At 53.4% G+C, this 18,074-nt stretch carries 17 protein-coding genes; 11 read left to right on the top strand and 6 right to left on the bottom strand.

From position 1 onward, the window contains the following. Positions 1 to 275: 275 nt before the first annotated feature. The gene (gene chrA, locus CWM66_RS01425; protein ID WP_050998953.1) at positions 276 to 1,640 is read left to right on the top strand and encodes a chromate efflux transporter; all 1,365 of its coding nucleotides are present in this window, start codon (positions 276 to 278) and stop codon (positions 1,638 to 1,640) included. A 188-nt stretch (positions 1,641 to 1,828) separates the two neighbouring features. Here chrA and CWM66_RS01420 read toward each other — a convergent pair whose 3' ends face one another. Then, on the bottom strand, positions 1,829 to 2,167 hold the full coding sequence (locus tag CWM66_RS01420) for a DUF1283 family protein (protein ID WP_007374893.1): 339 nt from the start codon (positions 2,165 to 2,167) through the stop codon (positions 1,829 to 1,831). A gap of 148 nt (positions 2,168 to 2,315) precedes the next feature. Here CWM66_RS01420 and CWM66_RS01415 point away from each other — a divergent pair, with 148 nt between their 5' ends. The 5 genes from CWM66_RS01415 to CWM66_RS01395 all read left to right on the top strand — a co-directional run bounded on the left by CWM66_RS01415 (position 2,316) and on the right by CWM66_RS01395 (position 8,076). After that, positions 2,316 to 2,642: a YnfA family protein gene (locus tag CWM66_RS01415; protein WP_035885789.1), complete on the top strand. Its 327-nt coding sequence runs from the start codon at positions 2,316 to 2,318 to the stop codon at positions 2,640 to 2,642. A 115-nt stretch (positions 2,643 to 2,757) separates the two neighbouring features. After that, the gene (gene manD / locus CWM66_RS01410; protein ID WP_072438704.1) at positions 2,758 to 3,972 is read left to right on the top strand and encodes a D-mannonate dehydratase ManD; all 1,215 of its coding nucleotides are present in this window, start codon (positions 2,758 to 2,760) and stop codon (positions 3,970 to 3,972) included. 14 nt (positions 3,973 to 3,986) lie between these two features. After that, positions 3,987 to 5,003 carry a Zn-dependent oxidoreductase gene (locus CWM66_RS01405; RefSeq protein WP_107146164.1) on the top strand — a complete coding sequence of 339 codons (1,017 nt, stop codon included), beginning with the start codon at positions 3,987 to 3,989 and terminating at the stop codon, positions 5,001 to 5,003. A gap of 56 nt (positions 5,004 to 5,059) precedes the next feature. Then, positions 5,060 to 6,433: an MFS transporter gene (locus tag CWM66_RS01400; RefSeq protein WP_107146163.1), complete on the top strand. Its 1,374-nt coding sequence runs from the start codon at positions 5,060 to 5,062 to the stop codon at positions 6,431 to 6,433. A gap of 179 nt (positions 6,434 to 6,612) precedes the next feature. After that, entirely contained in the window at positions 6,613 to 8,076 is a 1,464-nt protein-coding gene (locus CWM66_RS01395; protein ID WP_107146162.1) for a mannitol dehydrogenase family protein, read from the top strand. 63 nt (positions 8,077 to 8,139) lie between these two features. On the opposite strand, the gene ydfZ is transcribed toward CWM66_RS01395, so the two are convergent. Continuing rightward, positions 8,140 to 8,343 carry a putative selenium delivery protein YdfZ gene (gene ydfZ / locus CWM66_RS01390; RefSeq protein ID WP_007374899.1) on the bottom strand — a complete coding sequence of 68 codons (204 nt, stop codon included), beginning with the start codon at positions 8,341 to 8,343 and terminating at the stop codon, positions 8,140 to 8,142. 647 nt (positions 8,344 to 8,990) lie between these two features. Here ydfZ and CWM66_RS01385 point away from each other — a divergent pair. After that, the gene (locus CWM66_RS01385) at positions 8,991 to 9,881 is read left to right on the top strand and encodes a DUF1796 family putative cysteine peptidase (protein WP_233218347.1); all 891 of its coding nucleotides are present in this window, start codon (positions 8,991 to 8,993) and stop codon (positions 9,879 to 9,881) included. An 87-nt stretch (positions 9,882 to 9,968) separates the two neighbouring features. Here the strand turns inward: CWM66_RS01385 and CWM66_RS01380 are convergent, their stop codons facing one another. Further along, entirely contained in the window at positions 9,969 to 10,655 is a 687-nt protein-coding gene (locus CWM66_RS01380; protein ID WP_007374902.1) for a GntR family transcriptional regulator, read from the bottom strand. Positions 10,656 to 10,744: 89 nt separating this feature from the next. Then, positions 10,745 to 11,494: a bifunctional NADP-dependent 3-hydroxy acid dehydrogenase/3-hydroxypropionate dehydrogenase YdfG gene (gene ydfG, locus CWM66_RS01375; RefSeq protein ID WP_071920743.1), complete on the bottom strand. Its 750-nt coding sequence runs from the start codon at positions 11,492 to 11,494 to the stop codon at positions 10,745 to 10,747. Between the two features lie 188 nt (positions 11,495 to 11,682). Here ydfG and dcp point away from each other — a divergent pair, with 188 nt between their 5' ends. Both dcp and CWM66_RS01365 read left to right on the top strand, forming a co-directional pair. Continuing rightward, a complete protein-coding gene (gene dcp, locus CWM66_RS01370) occupies positions 11,683 to 13,728 on the top strand; it encodes a peptidyl-dipeptidase Dcp (RefSeq protein ID WP_035885782.1) in 2,046 nt (681 codons plus the stop codon). 446 nt (positions 13,729 to 14,174) lie between these two features. After that, entirely contained in the window at positions 14,175 to 14,393 is a 219-nt protein-coding gene (locus CWM66_RS01365; protein WP_007374905.1) for a hypothetical protein, read from the top strand. Positions 14,394 to 15,068: 675 nt separating this feature from the next. Here CWM66_RS01365 and mgtS read toward each other — a convergent pair. Both mgtS and ftrA read right to left on the bottom strand, forming a co-directional pair. Then, positions 15,069 to 15,164, bottom strand: coding sequence for a protein MgtS (gene mgtS / locus CWM66_RS01360; protein ID WP_035885781.1), 96 nt, complete (start codon positions 15,162 to 15,164; stop codon positions 15,069 to 15,071). A 107-nt stretch (positions 15,165 to 15,271) separates the two neighbouring features. After that, positions 15,272 to 16,276: a transcriptional regulator FtrA gene (gene ftrA, locus CWM66_RS01355; RefSeq protein ID WP_035885780.1), complete on the bottom strand. Its 1,005-nt coding sequence runs from the start codon at positions 16,274 to 16,276 to the stop codon at positions 15,272 to 15,274. Positions 16,277 to 16,343: 67 nt separating this feature from the next. On the opposite strand from ftrA, the gene CWM66_RS01350 reads away from it, so the two are divergent. Further along, complete coding sequence (locus CWM66_RS01350) at positions 16,344 to 16,757, top strand: rhodanese-like domain-containing protein (protein ID WP_071920745.1); 414 nt, start codon at positions 16,344 to 16,346, stop codon at positions 16,755 to 16,757. Between the two features lie 186 nt (positions 16,758 to 16,943). Then, positions 16,944 to 18,047 (top strand): cobalamin-independent methionine synthase II family protein, encoded by a 1,104-nt coding sequence (locus tag CWM66_RS01345; RefSeq protein WP_107146160.1) that lies wholly within the window; start codon positions 16,944 to 16,946, stop codon positions 18,045 to 18,047. Positions 18,048 to 18,074 lie beyond the last annotated feature (27 nt).

The following is an 18,074-nucleotide window of genomic DNA, read 5'->3' as shown; positions in this document are numbered from 1 at the left end:
GCAGTTCCCCGCCGCGCTTACGGCGCGGTGGCGGCAGGCGGTTCATGACCGTTATGGCAATGAGTCCCTGAGACAGTTGTTTAGGGGCGCGTAATCATCACTGGTTTTATTTCAAAATAATCTGATTACCTGGATACTGGCGGAGTTCAGCCCCCAGGGGCGGCTGGCGTTGAGCGTATCACTGAAGAACATTACGGACGATGACAAGTTGCTGGAGACAGCATCTATGCTGTTTGACGGCCTGTTAATGACTTACCAAATGGGATCAGCACACCATGAGTAAAAGCCCATCGCTCGCTATGGCCGATACAGAAACTCCTCATCACGTCAGTTTCCGGGAAGCATTTCTATTCTGGCTGAAGCTGGGGTTTATCAGTTTTGGCGGCCCGGCAGGGCAAATATCCATCATGCATCAGGAACTGGTGGAAAACCGACGCTGGATCTCAGAACAACGTTTTCTGCACGCATTGAACTACTGCATGGTCCTACCAGGGCCTGAAGCGCAGCAGTTGGCAACGTATATTGGCTGGCTGATGCATCGTAGCAGGGGCGGTATCGTGGCTGGCACATTGTTTGTTCTGCCTTCACTGTTGGTGTTAATCGCGCTTTCCTGGATTTATATCGCCTGGGGCGACCTGCCTGTCGTCATGGGGTTATTTTATGGCATTAAACCCGCGATCACCGCGATTGTCGTACAGGCGGCGCATCGCATCGGTACCAGAGCGTTACGCAACAATACTCAGTGGGCCATTGCCGCAGCCGCTTTTGTGGCGATCTTTGCTTTAAATATCCCGTTCCCGATTATTGTCTTGTCGGCCGCGCTCATTGGTTTCATCGGCGGGCGTTTCTCCCCGGAGAGGTTCAAGGGTGGCGGCGCGCATGCCGGAACCGACAAATCTTATGGCTCCGCCATGATTGATGATGATACCCCGACACCGGAACATGCCGTTTTCAAATGGTCACGGTTGATGTGGATAGTGATTGCTGGCGCTCTTTTGTGGGTGCTCCCTATGGGGACGCTTTATCTCACCCTGGGCCCGGAACATACCATAACGCAAATGGGCTGGTTCTTTACCAAAGCGGCGCTTCTCACCTTTGGTGGGGCTTACGCCGTACTGCCTTACATTTATCAGGGGGCAGTCGTTAATTATCAGTGGCTAACCCCTACCCAGATGATCGATGGTCTGGCGTTGGGAGAAACCACTCCCGGTCCTTTAATTATGGTTGTCGCCTTTGTCGGATTTGTCGGCGGATATGCCAATACCGTGTTTGGGCCGGATCATTTCTTCCTCGGAGGTGTGGTTGCCGCAATACTGGTTACCTGGTTCACCTTCCTGCCTTCTTTCTTGTTTATTTTTGCTGGTGGACCTTTTATTGAAACAACCCACAACGATATCAAATTCACCGCGCCACTCACGGCGATAACAGCGGCCGTCGTCGGCGTCATTCTCAACCTTGCCCTGTTCTTTGGTTATCATGTGCTATGGCCGAAAGGGTTTGCTGGCAACCTCGACTGGGCGGCGGCCCTGATTGCGCTGGCTGCGGCAATTGCTCTGTTTCGCTTTAAAGCAAAAGTAACGCATGTCATCGCCGGTTGCGCGGTTGCGGGACTGACTCTTCACCTGCTGTTTCTTTCATAATATGAGAACTGGCAAGGGTTTTGCCTGATATCCGGTTTCGCGTGAGCCTCATCCGTACCCCAGGTAGGGCCTACGAAAAGTTATCAGGCGGTGGGCGAAGCGCAGGGGAGGATGAAGCTGAGCGGTATAGCTGCGTCACTTAAGTTTTTCTGCAGGCAGAAAGCGGGCGCGGTGCGCGCCCGGTGAAATTACTGAATTTGACGACCGGTACGACGATCGAGGCAGCGCTGGGTATTGGGTTCCCAGTACGCGTTAAAGTTGCTGCTTTTCTGGCAGTTATCCTGTGCGTCAAACGCCACGTCGGTTTTATCCCACTCTTTTTCAACGCGTTTGTTCACTTTATGACGCAACGTACGGGTGTCATTCCATTGCTCTTTTTCCATCTCCGCAGATTGACGGGTTTGTGCATTGTCGCCCGATTCGATAATCAGACGGTTGGTTTCTGCCATTGCGGAGGTGGTGTACACGATGGCACCCAGCGTCAGCATTGCGGTCAGGCACAGGCGTTTGCTAAGTGTAGTTGTCATTGCGATATCCTTAAATTGAGGGAGAAACGGGTAGCCCACATCTCTCTATTCTATGCGATCTCAGGCTGCCAGCATACTGGGGCGGCGCTCACTCTCAGAACATTATCGGGTATGATGGTTCAACCAATCCTGAATAATAGTGCCAGAAATGCTCAAAACAACGCTGCTTTTTTTTGCTACCGCGCTGTGCGAAATCCTGGGTTGTTTCCTGCCCTGGCTGTGGTTAAAACGCGGCGCGACGCCGTTTCTGCTGGTGCCTGCGGCACTGGCGTTGGTGATGTTTGTCTGGCTGTTAACACTGCATCCGGCGGCCAGCGGGCGCGTTTATGCGGCTTACGGCGGAGTGTATGTGTGCACGGCGCTTATCTGGCTGCGCGTGGTGGATGGCGTGAAGCTGAGTCTTTATGACTGGCTGGGTGCCGTTGTCGCGATATGCGGTATGTTAATCATTGTCGCCGGATGGGGACGTACTTAACTAATCGTTAATATATTGTGATCGATTGCGTATTTCTTGATCATTATACTTGTATGGTAGTTGCCTGATTGCGTAAGTTTTCCGCATCACATTACGTCGATGCAAGGAAACCCGCATGAAAATCACTGGCGCTGATGTCTTTGTTACCTGCCCGGGGCGCAACTTTGTCACATTAAAAATCACCACCGAAGAGGGGATCGTCGGCCTTGGTGACGCCACGCTGAATGGCCGCGAACTCTCCGTTGCTTCCTACCTGAAAGATCATTTGTGCCCGCAACTTATTGGCCGTGACGCGCAGCGCATTGAAGATATCTGGCAGTTTTTCTACAAAGGCGCTTACTGGCGGCGCGGTCCGGTGACCATGTCGGCTATCTCCGCCATTGATATGGCGCTGTGGGATATTAAAGCCAAAGCCGCCAATATGCCGCTCTACCAGTTGCTTGGTGGCGCTTCCCGTGAAGGGGTGATGGTTTATTGCCACACCACCGGCCACACCATTGATGAGGTGCTGGAAGATTACGCGCGGCATAAAGAGATGGGGTTTAAAGCCATCCGCGTGCAGTGCGGCGTGCCGGGAATGAAAACCACCTACGGCATGGCAAAAGGCAAAGGCCAGGCGTATGAACCGGCCACCAAAGGCCAGTGGCCGGAAGAGCAGCTCTGGTCGACGGAAAAATACCTCGATTTCACGCCGAAACTGTTTGACGCCGTGCGCAGTAAATTCGGTTTCGACGAACATCTGCTGCATGACATGCACCACCGTCTGACGCCAATTGAAGCCGCGCGTTTTGGTAAAAGCATCGAACCTTTTCGCCTGTTCTGGATGGAAGATCCCACCCCGGCTGAAAATCAGGCGTGCTTCCGCTTGATCCGCCAACACACCGTTACCCCTATTGCCGTTGGCGAAGTGTTCAACAGTATCTGGGATTGCAAGCAACTGATTGAAGAACAGCTGATCGACTATATCCGCACCACGATCACTCATGCCGGTGGCATTACGGGTATGCGGCGCATTGCGGATTTCGCCTCGCTGTATCAGGTACGTACTGGCTCGCACGGCCCGTCAGATCTTTCACCTATTTGCCATGCGGCAGCCCTCCATTTTGATCTGTGGGTGCCCAACTTTGGTGTGCAGGAATATATGGGTTACTCCGAACAGATGCTGGAAGTTTTCCCGCACAGTTGGCGCTTTGAGCAAGGCTATATGCACCCTGGCGATCAACCCGGTCTGGGCATTGGCTTTGACGAAAAACTGGCGGCGAAATACCCCTACGATCCCGCGTATCTGCCGGTCGCGCGGCTGGAAGATGGCACGTTGTGGAACTGGTAACAGAGGAAAGCAAAATGAAAAGTGTGGTGATTGAACAACCCAACCAATTAACGCTCGCTGAACGCCCTTTGCCGCAACCCGCCGCCGGTGAGGTGCGCGTGAAGGTCAAACTCGCCGGGATCTGCGGCTCCGACAGCCACATCTATCGCGGACACAACCCGTTCGCCAAATACCCGCGCGTCATCGGCCACGAATTCTACGGTCTGATCGATGCCGTCGGTGAAGGTGTGTCGGCGGAAAGAGTGGGAGAACGCGTGGTGGTTGACCCGGTGATCAGCTGCGGTCATTGCTATCCGTGCTCCGTTGGCAAACCGAATGTCTGCAACGAACTGGTGGTTTTGGGTGTGCATCGCGACGGCGGTTTCAGCGAATACGCCACTGTTCCGGCGCGCAACGCCTGGGCCGTTCCGGCGGCAATCCCGGATGAGAATGCGGTAATGATCGAACCGTTTACCATCGCAGCTAACGTCACAGGCCAGGTGAACCCAACAGAGAAAGACATTGCGCTGATCTATGGCGCAGGGCCAATGGGATTAACCACGCTGCAAGCGCTGAAAAATGTCTACAACGTGCAGCAGGTGATTGTTGCCGATCGTATTGAAGAGCGTCTGGCAATGGCGCAGCGCAATGGCGCGGACTGGGTGATTAACAACAGCCAGCAACCGTTGGCGGAACCGCTGGCAGAGCAGGGCATTAAACCGACCCTGATTGTTGATGCGGCGTGTCATCCATCCATTCTACAGGAGGCGATTGCGCTGGCCTCTCCGGCCGCGCGTATTGTGATCATGGGATTTTCCAGCGAACCCAGCCAGATAATCCAGCAGGGCATCACAGGTAAAGAGTTGTCTATTTTCTCTTCGCGTCTTAACGCGGGCAAATTCCCGGTGGTGATCGACTGGCTGGCTCGCGCCCTGATCGATCCGACGAAGTTAGTGACGCATAAATTTGACTATCAACATGTCACAGATGCGATTGAACTGTTTGAAAAAGATCAGCGGCACTGCTGTAAGGTCTTATTAACGTTCAATTAATTACAACGAAAAATGCGGTTGAGCGGTACGCATACTTCTTTTTCGAGATAGCCATTATGACGCAAGTTAACGCTGAAAGAACAACCTCAGATCTGGTGAAAGCCGCGGTTTCCGGCTGGCTGGGTACCGCGCTTGAGTTTATGGATTTCCAGCTTTACTCGCTGGGTGCGGCGCTGGTTTTTCATGAGATCTTCTTCCCGGAGCAATCGGCGGCAATGGCGCTGATCCTCGCGATGGGAACCTACGGAGCGGGTTATGTGGCGCGCATTATCGGCGCGTTTATCTTCGGTAAAATGGGCGATCGTATCGGCCGCAAAAAAGTATTGTTCATCACCATCACGATGATGGGTATTTGTACCACTTTGATTGGCGTGTTACCGACCTATGCGCAGATCGGTATTTTTGCGCCGGTACTGCTGGTAACACTGCGCATTATTCAGGGCCTTGGCGCAGGCGCGGAAATATCCGGTGCCGGAACCATGCTGGCGGAATATGCGCCGAAAGGGAAACGCGGCATTATCTCTTCACTGGTCGCGATGGGGACCAACTGCGGCACGCTGAGCGCAACGGCGATCTGGGCGGTAATGTTCTTCGCGCTGGATCGCGAAGCACTGCTGGCCTGGGGCTGGCGGGTGCCGTTTATCGCCAGTGTGGTAGTGATGATTTTCGCCATCTGGTTGCGTTTGAACCTGAAAGAAAGCCCGGTCTTTGAGAAGGTGCACGAAGGCGCACATGCGCCGAAAAGCCAAAGTGCGGAAATTGGGCTGGGCGCGATGTTCAGCAGCAAAACTTTCTGGCTGGCGACCGGTTTGCGCTTTGGTCAGGCCGGTAACTCCGGGTTAATCCAGACTTTCCTCGCGGGTTACCTGGTACAAACCCTGCTGTTCGAAAAACGCATTCCGACCGATGCCCTGATGATCAGTTCGATTGTTGGCTTTCTTACCATTCCGTTTTTGGGCTGGCTGTCCGACAAAGTGGGGCGCCGTTTACCCTATATCTGCCTGTGTATTTCGGCGATCATTCTCGCGTACCCGATGATGGCGATCATCGTCGATAAGAGCTACAACCCTGGCGTGATTATGCTGTCGATCATCGTCATTCATAACGTTGCCGTGCTCGGGTTATTCGCGCTGGAAAATATCACCATGGCGGAGATGTTTGGCTCACGTAACCGCTTCACGCGGATGGCCATTTCGAAAGAGGCAGGTGGGCTGGTGGCTGTCGGATTCGGGCCAGTACTGGCAGGGATCTTCTGCAATATGACCGGCTCCTGGTGGCCGATAGTCGTCATGCTGGTGGCCTACTCGCTGATTGGTTTGCTCTCCGCCGTACTGATGCCGGAAGTGCGCGATCGCGATTTGAATATTCTGCAAGACGCGGCTGAACCGCGTGCTGTGACTCAACCGGTGGGAAACCGTAACTATATCTGAAACGCCTTATCGATTACCGGAAGTGAACGCTGAGCCAGGGGTAATTTAAAAGAATTTTGACACATTTGGTTACCATTCTAGTTAGTGTAGTCCGCAAATGCTGTCGTAAATCAACGTCTGATTTGCGACAGCCCGTAATCTATTGAACCACTGTTTCACTTAATAAGATGAGTCCCACCATGGAAAACAGGCTATTAAAGGCGAAAGCCACGTTACCTACTTACGATCGTAACAAACTGGTTCCACGCATTGTGCATTTGGGGTTTGGCGCTTTTCACCGTGCTCACCAGTCGGTGTATGCGGATATTCTGGCTGCAGAGCATGGCAGCGACTGGGGTTATTGCGAAGTCAATCTGATTGGCGGTGAGCAGCAGATTGCCGACCTCAAACAGCAGGATAATTTGTACACCGTGGCGGAAATGTCTGCCGACGCGTGGACAGCGCGGGTGGTTGGCGTGGTGAAACGCGCTCTTCACGCGCAGGTTGATGGCCTGGAAACTGTGCTGGCCGCCATGTGCGAGCCGCAGGTGGCGATTGTCTCGCTGACCATTACCGAAAAAGGGTATTGCCACTCACCGGCGACTGGCGAACTGATGCTCGATCATCCGTTAATCGTTGGCGACCTGCAAAACCCGCAGCAGCCGAAATCCGCAGTTGGCGTGGTGGTGGAAGCGCTGGCGCGTCGCAAAGCGGCAGGGCTGGCGGCATTCAGTGTGATGTCCTGCGATAACATGCCGGAAAACGGCCACGTTACCCGCAATGTGGTGTGCGCTTATGCCCGTGCAGTGAATGCGGAGCTGGCAGACTGGATTGACGCCAACGTGACGTTCCCGTCGACCATGGTGGACCGTATTGTTCCGGCGGTAACGGCTGAAACGCTGGATAAAATCGAACAGCTTACCGGCGTGCGCGATCCGGCCGGTGTGGCCTGCGAACCGTTCCGCCAGTGGGTGATTGAAGATAACTTTGTCGCGGGGCGTCCGGCATGGGAAAAAGCGGGCGCCGAACTGGTTGCCGACGTCGTGCCGTTTGAAGAGATGAAACTGCGTATGCTGAACGGCAGCCACTCCTTCCTCGCTTATCTGGGCTACCTGGCCGGTTATCAGCACATCAACGAATGCATGGACGACGATAACTATCGCCGTGCGGCGCACGCGCTGATGCTGAAAGAGCAGGCGCCAACGCTGAAAGTGAAGGGCGTTGACCTTGCGCGTTACGCCGATCTGCTGATTGCGCGTTACAGCAACACTGCGCTGCGCCACCGTACCTGGCAGATCGCGATGGACGGTAGCCAGAAATTACCGCAGCGTATGCTCGATTCCGTACGTTGGCATTTAGCGCATCAGGATTCCTTTGCACTACTGGCGCTGGGTGTGGCGGGCTGGATGCGCTACGTCGGCGGTATTGATGAACAAGGTCAGGCGATCGAAGTGTGCGATCCGCTGCTGACGGTGATTCAGGGCGCCGTTAACGCAAGCGCGGAAGGTGAAGTGCGCGTGCAGGCTCTGCTGGGCATCGAAGCGATTTTTGGCAACGAACTGCCGAAAGAAGCGGCTTTTGTGGCGCAGGTACAGAATGCGTATCGTTCACTGCTGGAGAAAGGGGCGAAAGCGACGGTGGCAGAATACGCCGCTGCGCTGTAAATCGTCGAAAGAATGCCGCCGGGGCGGCATTCTTTTTTGCCGTTATACGGGCATTTTCACCATTTAGTGCAGACCAAGACGGATCAGTTCAACCGGTTCGAATTTACCTTCACAACCTTCCACTTCTACCGTTTTACTGCGGCGCAGTTGTGCGGCGTCCAGCCCGGCTGCGTGAATCGCAATGATTTTGCCGGTACGGCCCGTGCCATTAATCATTACGCGGCTGCCGGTAGTAATCGCATTACGGTTACGATCATAAGTCACCATGGTGGTTTCTCCTTGTTGATATCCAAAAAACGAAACGGGGCAGAAGATGTCCCCGCTACGGACGCCTTATAAATACGCTTCTGAGATGACAAGTTTTTGTTTTTGATCAACATCACACTTTTTTGCTGAAAAAATGTTTGGCATCACGCAATGACAAACACCTTAAATCAACCGGATATAGGTAAAAACCGCGCGTTTATTTCCCCGCTTCTATTTTCATTCATTAATGATAAAAAGCTTTTAAGATTTTCCTGATTATTACCTGCCGCGCGATAACGCGTACACTCTGTAACGATATGTTAGAGACTGTTTCGCGTTTTCTATTTTTAGCGCAGTGGAATCCTGCGCCGGGTTTCTTTTGAATAAAATATGGCGATCGTTTTTAAATAAAAATGAAGCGACAGAAGAGTGCGGGAAGCCTGGTTTTTGTCGGCAAGTGATGAAGGTCGACAGCATAATTTATCGCTGGCTATTCTGTACTGAACTTACTGTAAGTAACAACAGAATAAAGATATATCTGGAATTATCACGAATTGAAATTATTTCATTTAATGTCGTCTGTTTATTAACAAACAGGCGAAGAGTATGAACGTCTTTTATAAGATAGTTTTATTTTAAATCATTGATCTTGATGGTAATTTTAATGAATGCGAGATGTTTTATCGCTTCATTTTAATGGTGTTATAACGATACGGAATGGGGATGGCATAATGAAAAGTGAGGTTGTCAAGCAACAGGTGAGAAATCATCTTAAGTCGCTTAAACGCACAATTACGCATCTGCGCAAGAAATGGAAATATCGTCATAGCGGTGATTCGGATGTGTACTGGATTTCCCTTGGAGAAAATTGCCTGCCTGATGATATCCTTCGTCGGCACAACAGGAAATCGTTCAGTTCTATTTTTTCCTCCGGGCGATCTAATATAGAATATATTCTTCAGATGGAAAAAGATAATTACCAGAATTTACTGGACAAAACGCATCTGCAACATTTTCCTGATGGCGACCACTCTGTTGTACGCTCCACCTACTATAAGCATTGCGTTGGCCAGTACAGTGAAAGACATATGCTGGGATTTGAATTCACCCATCACGATCCCCTCAGCATTTCCGCTGATAAGCAGACATTCAAACGGCGTATTGAGCGTCAGCTCGCCTGGCGAGGAAATAAAAATTTTGTCTTCCTTTATCATCACCGCGTCACGGCGGATTCCGATCTTGCACTGCTAAGAGCTCATCTGAATGAACTGTTGTCGTTGTACAACGCGAAAGGCTGCGAGTGTGAAGTTGTGCTTTTCTATCAGAATATTGTCCCGCAGGAGACGCAGAAGCGTATCGATTTCACGCCGCATCACTCCGGCTTACTGGAGTTCGCCTGTCATACTCATGAGATCTGGGGCGGCGAGGATCAGGATACGTTCTGGGCGCGAAAGGATGACGCGCTTTTTACCGAGATGTTTGACACTGTTGATCGGTACAACCTGAGCAAAGGCGAATCCCGCCGTGAGCCGGCGCCGGTCACCGGAATGCCGGTTTAAACGCTAACGCGAGAGGTATCTGAAAGGAGAGCGGTGAGCTACCGGTGAGGGTGGCTCACCCTCAGATGTCTGTGACCGGCGAGGACGTTAATCCTCGCTGAACCAGTCGCGATTTTCCTGGCGAATGGTTTTTACTGATTCACTGATCTCCTGCAAGTGCAGGCTCATGGCGTGGTCGACTGCGTCAGGGTCACGTTTTTCCAGTGCGGAAAAGATATCCATGTGCTGGCGCAGCAGCATTTCCGGCGGCGAAACGTGGTCAAGGCTCATATAGCGTACGCGGTCGATGGTGGCTTTGATGTTTTCGATGGTATCCCATGCCAGCTGGCAATCGGCGATCAGCGCCAGCTTCTGGTGGAAATTGTCATCCAGCTCGAAAAAATCATTCAGTTGCTTGCGCTCGATGGCGGTGCGCTGCTGGTTGAGGTTTTGCTCAAGCTGATAGCAGGCACTGTCATCAATCAGCGTGGCGGCGCGGCGGGCGACGGCGCATTCGATAGCCTGGCGCACGAAGCAGCCATTACGCACCTGCGTCATGGAAATTTTGTTAACGTAACTGCCGCGCTGCGGGCGGATCTGGATCAGGCCGTTTTCCGCCAGCTTAATAAAGGCTTCACGCACCGGCTGGCGCGAAACGTCGAAACGCACCGACACCTCTTTTTCCGACAACGGCGTACCCGGTGGGATCAGGCAATGCACAATATCCCGCCGTAGAATGCGGTAAATTTGTTGATTTACGGGCTGTGTAGGGTTGAGTTGCGTTTCAGCGGCCATTCGCTCTTACTTTTTAAAGGGTTAACCCGGCTACCATACCATTTATTTACGGTACATCCCATACCCGGCCCGCAGGCCGGGTGGGAAATTTAACCCTGACGGTGAATGCTTAATCCCGCATACGTCTGGCTTACCGGCATCATCTCCAGGGTGTTGATGTTGACATGCTTCGGCAACGTCGCCACCCACCAGACCGCTTCGGTCACATCTTCAGGCGTCAGCGCAGTGGTATTCTCGTAGGTTTTTCCCGCTTTAGCGTCATCGCCTTTAAAGCGCACATTCGAAAACTCCGTACCGCCGACCAGACCTGGCTCAATATTGGTCACCCGCACTGCCGTACCGCTCAGATCGGTACGCAGGTTAAGGCTGAACTGACGCACAAACGCTTTGCTCGCGCCGTAGACGTTGCCACCTGCATACGGCCAGCTCCCCGCCGTTGAACCGATATTGATGATATGGCCGCGATTACGTTCCACCATGCCCGGCAGTACCGCGCGGGTCATATAAACCAGGCCTTTGTTATTGGTGTCGATCATCGTTTCCCAGTCATCAACGCTGGCTTTATGAGCGGGCTCAAGGCCCAGCGCCAGACCGGCATTGTTGACCAGCACATCAATGTCTCGCCACTGTGCTGGCAAGGAAGCCATCAACTCGTCAATTGCCGCACGGTTGCGAACGTCCAGTTGCGCGATGTAGAGGTTATCCCCCAGCTCGTCTTTCAGCTCCTGTAAACGTTCCTGACGGCGACCTGTGGCGATCACTTTGTGGCCGTTCTGAATAAAACGGCGTGTGATACCTTCGCCAAAACCTGCCGTTGCCCCGGTAACCAGAATAATCATCTCACTGTTCCTCAACGCTTTTTGTGGTGTTGAACCCTAGCATGACCGCATGTTTGCGGTAACACAAGTTATCCCACCTTACAGTGTGGCAAAAAACGCACGCTTGTGCGGCAACAGAGAGAGAAATGATTGCGATGCGCGCAGCGGATGCCTACTCTGAAAAGATTCACTGTGTTCAGGAGCGAAACATGTCGGTTACCAATCCCTTTTTCTCTGCAAGCCCGCTGCCGTATCAGGCGCCACCGTTTGATGTGATTACTGATGAACACTATCGCCCGGCGTTTGACGAAGGCGTACGGCAAAAGCGCGCGGAGATCGCCGCCATTACGGCGAACCCGGCTGCCGCCGATTTTGACAATACGCTGCTGGCGCTGGAGCAGAGCGGCCACCTGCTGAATCAGGTGACCAGCGTCTTTTTCGCCATGACTTCCGCGCATACCAACGATTTTTTACAGCAACTTGATGAGGCGTTTTCCACGGAGCTGGCGGAACTGGCAAACGATATTTACCTTGATGATGCGTTGTTTGCCCGCGTGGAAAGCGTATGGCATCAACGTGAAGCGCTGGGGCTGGATGCAGAATCGTTGCGCCTTGTCGAAACGACGTATCAGAAGTTTGTCCTCGCAGGCGCGACGCTGAGCGCAGAAGATAAAACGACGCTGAAAGCGTTGAATACCGAAGCGGCGGCGCTGACCAGCCAGTTTAACCAGCGTTTGCTGGCCGCAGATAAAGCGGGCGGGCTGGTGGTGGATTATGTCCATCAACTCGATGGCTTAAGTGCCGAAGAGATCGCCTCGGCCGCCGAAGCGGCGAAGGCGAAAGGGCTGGAAAACCGCTGGCTGCTCTCTCTGCTCAATACCACTCAGCAACCGGCGCTCGCTGCGCTGCGCGATCGCCAGACCCGCGAAAATCTGTTTACCGCCAGTTGGCTGCGCACACAGCGAGGGGATGCCAATGATACCCGCGCGATAGTGCTGCGTCTGGTGCAGCTTCGCGCGCAGCAGGCGAAACTGCTGGGTTTTAACGACTTCGCCAGCTGGAAGATCGCCGATCAGATGGCCGGTACGCCGCAGGCTGCACTGACATTTATGCGCGATATCGCGCCTGCCGCGCGCGCGCGTGCCGAGCGGGAACTGGCTGACATTCAGCAGATGATTGACACCCAGCAGGGTGGCTTTACCGCGCAGGCCTGGGACTGGGCGTTCTATGCCGAGCAGGTTCGTCTGGCGAAATATGCGCTGGATGAATCGCAAATAAAACCCTATTTCGCCCTGAACTCTGTGCTCACGGACGGGGTGTTCTGGGCAGCGAGCGAGCTGTTTGGTATTCGGTTCAGCGAGCGTTTTGATATTCCGGTTTATCATCCGGATGTGCGCGTGTGGGAGATTTTCGATGCTGATGGCCGCGGTCTGGCGCTGTTTTACGGCGATTACTACGCCCGCGACTCAAAAAGCGGCGGCGCGTGGATGGGCAATTTTGTTGAACAATCGACGCTGAATGGCACGCAGCCGGTGATCTATAACGTTTGTAACTACCAGAAACCGGCCGCAGGGCAGGCGGCGTTGCTGACGTGGGATGAAGTGATTACGTTGTTCCATGAGTTTGGCCACACGCTGCATGGGCTATTTGCCAGCCAGCGTTACGCCACGCTTTCCGGCACCAATACGCCGCGCGATTTCGTTGAATTCCCTTCGCAAATCAATGAGCACTGGGCCAGCCAGCCGCAGGTTTTCGCTCACTACGCCCGCCATCATCAGAGCGGCGAGCCGATGCCGGAGGCGCTGCGCGAGAAAATGCTGCAAGCCACCCAGTTCAATAAAGGTTACGACATGACGGAACTGCTGAGCGCGGCGCTGCTCGACATGAACTGGCATGCGCTGGCCGATGGCGCAGGGGTGAATGATGTCGATGAGTTTGAACGTGAAGCTATTCGCAAGGAGCGGCTCGATCTGGCGGCTGTTCCGCCGCGCTATCGCAGCAGCTATTTCGCGCATATTTTTGGTGGCGGTTATGCGGCTGGCTATTACGCCTATTTATGGACGCAGATGCTGGCCGATGACGGCTATCAGTGGTTTGTGGAGCAGGGCGGTTTAACCCGTGAAAATGGGCAACGATTCCGCGAAGCCATCTTGTCGCGCGGCAACAGTAGCGATCTCGGTGAACTTTATCGGCAATGGCGCGGCCACGATCCGCAGATCGAGCCGATGCTGAAAAATCGCGGGTTAAGTGATTAATCACGGGCGGAAATGCTTTAAAAAGTTACATAACCCGCAGGGTTATTGACCTGTTTCCACGTGAGAAATACCGTAACAGATGGTGATGAATCCCCCTGCGCGGAGGGGCAACCAGTCAAACCTTTTTGGGGTATCGCGGGTTTCGTGGGCTGGCGCGAACTCACCGGGAGGCACCCGGCATCACCGTAAACTCCTCAGCCAGAGGCCTGCATCATCGGGCCTCTGGCTTTTTACTTTCCTCTCTTTTCACTGCGTTAATTGCCGCTTTTAGCCCACTCAGTTGTTAAAGTGTGGGCTACCTCACATTTACTACCGTGGCGTTATGTCGTTCATTAAGCCAAATTAAAGGACCTGATTTGAACGTTAACATTCTGTGGCATAACCCAGGCATTCAGACAGTGACTGTGCTAATGTCGAATCAAATTTGAGCAACTGAGGTAACCGACATGACCAAAAATGTAGTGGTAATACGCGCCGGTGGTAAGGTTGAAAACGTGACCGTGGAAGACAACGCAAAATCGGTCACATTCAAAAATGAGCAAAGCTCATTTCTCGAAATCCCGATTGAGCCCTGGGAACTGGATGGCGAGACCTTCCTGGTTGCCCGTTTCTCCGATCTGGTGAGCCAACAGGAAACCGAACAGGCTATCCGGAAATTTTATTAATTAACGACCGCCTGAGGGCGGTTTTTTTTACGCCATGTCGCAGCCAGAATTGAACGTTAGCGTTTCGTGCAAATAGCGGAAAATAAAATGCGGGTAGTTTGTGCAGTTACCTGAATTATCATGCAGTATGCAAAATATAAAAATCAAAAGGGCCTCAACGAGGCCCATTTACATTACCGGTTTAGGCCAGCGTCTGCGGCGTGGCGTAGATATACAGGTTCTTGCCGTCAGTCTTGTTCCACATACTGAGCAAATTGCGCCATGCGGCTGTTGCCGCTCCTGGCAGAATGTGGTGAATAAAAACTTTTGACTGCTGCAAACCGGGCACTGAAATTTGAGATTGGGAATAACCCCTCCGGTCTGTGAAGTGGTGATTCGACGTTAACATATTCTTATTGCGCTGAAAGATATATCTTCAATAATTTCAATAGCAAAACGTTTCGCTGGCGCTTTTTTTATCGCCAGTTCAGCTTTGTTTAACCTTCATTGAGGCAGTAACTGCTAGTGTAGTCAGCACGGCGTTTACCCATCCCGTTGAGTGAACGTGCAGAATAATACAAAACTATCCATGCAAGCATTGACCGCCGATACGGCGGTTTTTTTTGGGGCATAACGAAAAAGGCCCCTCACGCATTTACGCAAGGGGCCTTCCCGGTGGGGGATTATCGCTGTTCATCAGTCGTCCCATTTGTGGCTAAAATAAGCAGCAAGGAATCCGGAAAAAAGAATCACTCCCAGTACTGCCATAAAGACATGCATATTTGCCATCATTTTAAACCTCCATCTAATTAACCAACTTGCCTCTCTTACCTTAATTATTTAGCCGCGATGGAGAGATAATAACCTGGTGAACCTCAATAAAGCCTGAATGGCGCGCGTTATTTCGCTGTTTCGGCAAATTTCTTGCGGTACATCGCCGGGGAGATGCCATATTGCTGATGAAAATGGTGGCGCAGCAACGCGGCATTACCAAATCCTGCCTGCCCGGCGACCAGATCAATACGCATGCGTGTTTGTTCAAGCAGCGTCTGAGCGCGCTGCAACCGCGCCTGTAAAATCCAGCGTGCCGGCGTGGTGCCTGTCGATTCCTGAAAGCGGCGTAAAAAGGTGCGCGGGCTCATGCCCACCCGTTGCGCCAGTGATGCCACGGTATGATTTTCCGCAAGTTGCTGGTGGAGAAAATCAAACAGCAGCCCCAACTGGCGGCTCTCGCGCGTGCGGGCGACCGGGCGGATAAGCTGCTGCGTCTGCGAACCATCGCGATGTGGCTGAACCACCAGTCTCCGGGCGACCATGTTCGCCGCCTCAAGACCAAAATCCTCACGGACCACGTGCAGGCAGAGATCAATCCCCGCCGCGCTGCCCGCGGACGTCATCACATTCCCTTCGTCGTAATAGAGCGCATCCTCCAGCACCACAATGGCCGGATAGCGCTCGCGCAGCCCATCGGTATAACGCCAGTGGGTGGTGGCTTTGCGCCCGTTTAACAGGCCCGCCGCCGCCAGCACAAACACCCCGGAACAGATGGAGATAATGCGGCAACCCCGTTGCCAGGCTTGCTGGAGCGCAGCGCACAAATCAGCCGGAACGGGCGCCTCTGCGCCGCGCCAGCCGGGCACGACAATGGTTTGCGCGTCGGCCAGCAGCTCCAGCCCGCCTTCAGCCGTTACGCGAATACCGCCGGTCGCCCGCAGTTCTCCGGCATCCACTGCCGCAACGGCGAAGTGGTACCAGTTATCGCCCATTTCCGGGCGCGGCAGACCGAAGATCTCCACCGCGACGCCAAACTCAAAGGTGCAAAGCCCATCATAAGCGAGGGCAACAACACGGTGCGGTGCGGGGGGATGTCGTAATGTTGTCATTATCCTGGTGTTATCTGGCATAGAACGGTGCAGCTAAGTTGTCCTGTTTTGGTTAGATTACTGTTAACACAAACAAGGAGAAAGCACGATGAGCTACGTTACTGATTTTCCCGTCGCATCCCCTGAACAAGCCACCAGCCATTTTCTGCGCCGCCTGAGCGTTGAAACAGATTGCGCCGATGTGCATGACGCGATCACCCATGACGACAGAGATTTTGTCCTGCTGCATGTGGTTGGCAGCCCGGATGCCTTCGCTCGTCGTCACGTTCCCGGCGCGTTGCATCTGCCGCACAGCATGATGACTGCCGAACGCATGGCCGCCTGGCCGTCGGAGACGCTGTTTGTAGTGTACTGTGCCGGGCCGCACTGCAACGGTGCCGATCGCGCGGCGCTGAAACTGGCGCGGCTGGGACTACCGGTCAAAATCATGATCGGTGGCATCACCGGCTGGGAAGATGAAGGTTATGCCTTCGCCAGCGGGCAGAGCGAAGCGGATTTCTAGTCCGCTTTTTTCATCTTCATTACGTCATCATGAAACTCTCTCATGTATGGTGAAATTTTCTCTGTTGCTGCACTCTGCCCGGTGTGACATTTTATTTGGACATTTAGCCATCCAGAAGGCTAAAAATTCAAATAATGAATTATCACGCCGGGTAATCATCTGCTTCGGCGTTCGAGGAGAATAACCATGCAGCGACATCATGCCCCTTTCCGCGCAGACGTAGTCGGCAGTTTCTTACGACCGGATGCCATCAAAAATGCCCGCCAGCAGTTTGCGCAGGGCGAGATCACCGCACAGCAGTTGCGCAGTGTCGAAGATGAGGCCATCCGTCATGTGGTTGAACAGCAGTGCGCCTGTGGTCTGCATGTGGTGACGGACGGGGAGTTTCGTCGCGCCTGGTGGCACTTTGATTTCTTCGACGGGCTGGAAGGGGTTGAGCGTTACGATTCGGAGAAAGGTATTCAGTTTAACGGCGTACAAACCAAAGCCCACGGCGTACGTGTCACCGGCAAACTGCGTTTTGGCGATCACCCAATGCTGAATGATTTCCGCTATCTGAAAAGCATCAGCGGCAACGCGCAGCCGAAGATGACCATCCCCAGCCCGAGCGTGCTGCATTTCCGCGGCGGGCGTAAAGATATTGATGCGACCGTCTATCCGCAACTGGATGCCTATTTTGACGATCTGGCGACCACCTGGCGCGATGCCATTCATGCTTTCTATGCCGCCGGTTGCCGTTATCTGCAACTGGATGACACCGTCTGGGCCTATCTGTGTTCTGACGATCAGCGTCGCCAGATCCGCGAACGCGGTGACGATCCGGATGAACTGGCGCGCATTTATGCCCGCGTACTCAATAAAGCGCTGGAAGGTAAGCCGGAGGATCTGACCATCGGGTTGCATGTCTGCCGCGGCAATTTCCGTTCGACCTGGATTTCCGAAGGCGGCTACGAGCCGGTGGCAGAAGTGCTGTTCGGCAGCGTCAATGTTGATGCTTTCTTCCTTGAATATGACAACGATCGTTCCGGGGATTTTGCACCGCTGCGCTTCGTTCGTCCGGGTAAACAGCAGGTGGTGTTGGGGCTTATTACCACTAAAAACGGCGAGCTGGAAAACCCGGAAGGGGTGAAAGCGCGTATCGCGGAAGCGGCAAAATATGTGGATATCAACCAGATTTGCCTTAGCCCGCAGTGCGGTTTTGCTTCCACCGAAGAGGGCAACTCACTAACGCCGGAGCAGCAGTGGGACAAAGTGCGTCTGGTGACAAATATCGCCGCACAAGTGTGGTGAGTCGGTAAAGCGTTGTGAGTGCCTGAT

Source organism: Kosakonia sp. H7A, from assembly GCF_003028445.1.
Classification (GTDB): domain Bacteria; phylum Pseudomonadota; class Gammaproteobacteria; order Enterobacterales; family Enterobacteriaceae; genus Kosakonia; species Kosakonia radicincitans.
The sequence above is the reverse complement of the archived record's forward strand: the minus strand, read 5'-3'. Positions and strand labels throughout refer to the sequence as shown.

Coding starts and splice junctions, on each gene's coding strand:
- manD (WP_072438704.1), top strand. CDS start 2,758: ATGAAAATCACTGGCGCTGATGTCTTTGTTACCTGCCCGGGGCGCAAC.
- ftrA (WP_035885780.1), bottom strand. CDS start 16,276: ATGCCAGATAACACCAGGATAATGACAACATTACGACATCCCCCCGCA.
- ydfZ (WP_007374899.1), bottom strand. CDS start 8,343: ATGGTGACTTATGATCGTAACCGTAATGCGATTACTACCGGCAGCCGC.
- ydfG (WP_071920743.1), bottom strand. CDS start 11,494: ATGATTATTCTGGTTACCGGGGCAACGGCAGGTTTTGGCGAAGGTATC.
- CWM66_RS01405 (WP_107146164.1), top strand. CDS start 3,987: ATGAAAAGTGTGGTGATTGAACAACCCAACCAATTAACGCTCGCTGAA.
- CWM66_RS01350 (WP_071920745.1), top strand. CDS start 16,344: ATGAGCTACGTTACTGATTTTCCCGTCGCATCCCCTGAACAAGCCACC.
- CWM66_RS01380 (WP_007374902.1), bottom strand. CDS start 10,655: ATGGCCGCTGAAACGCAACTCAACCCTACACAGCCCGTAAATCAACAA.
- dcp (WP_035885782.1), top strand. CDS start 11,683: ATGTCGGTTACCAATCCCTTTTTCTCTGCAAGCCCGCTGCCGTATCAG.
- CWM66_RS01385 (WP_233218347.1), top strand. CDS start 8,991: ATGCGAGATGTTTTATCGCTTCATTTTAATGGTGTTATAACGATACGG.
- CWM66_RS01365 (WP_007374905.1), top strand. CDS start 14,175: ATGACCAAAAATGTAGTGGTAATACGCGCCGGTGGTAAGGTTGAAAAC.
- CWM66_RS01415 (WP_035885789.1), top strand. CDS start 2,316: ATGCTCAAAACAACGCTGCTTTTTTTTGCTACCGCGCTGTGCGAAATC.
- mgtS (WP_035885781.1), bottom strand. CDS start 15,164: ATGATGGCAAATATGCATGTCTTTATGGCAGTACTGGGAGTGATTCTT.
- CWM66_RS01420 (WP_007374893.1), bottom strand. CDS start 2,167: ATGACAACTACACTTAGCAAACGCCTGTGCCTGACCGCAATGCTGACG.
- CWM66_RS01395 (WP_107146162.1), top strand. CDS start 6,613: ATGGAAAACAGGCTATTAAAGGCGAAAGCCACGTTACCTACTTACGAT.
- CWM66_RS01345 (WP_107146160.1), top strand. CDS start 16,944: ATGCAGCGACATCATGCCCCTTTCCGCGCAGACGTAGTCGGCAGTTTC.
- CWM66_RS01400 (WP_107146163.1), top strand. CDS start 5,060: ATGACGCAAGTTAACGCTGAAAGAACAACCTCAGATCTGGTGAAAGCC.
- chrA (WP_050998953.1), top strand. CDS start 276: ATGAGTAAAAGCCCATCGCTCGCTATGGCCGATACAGAAACTCCTCAT.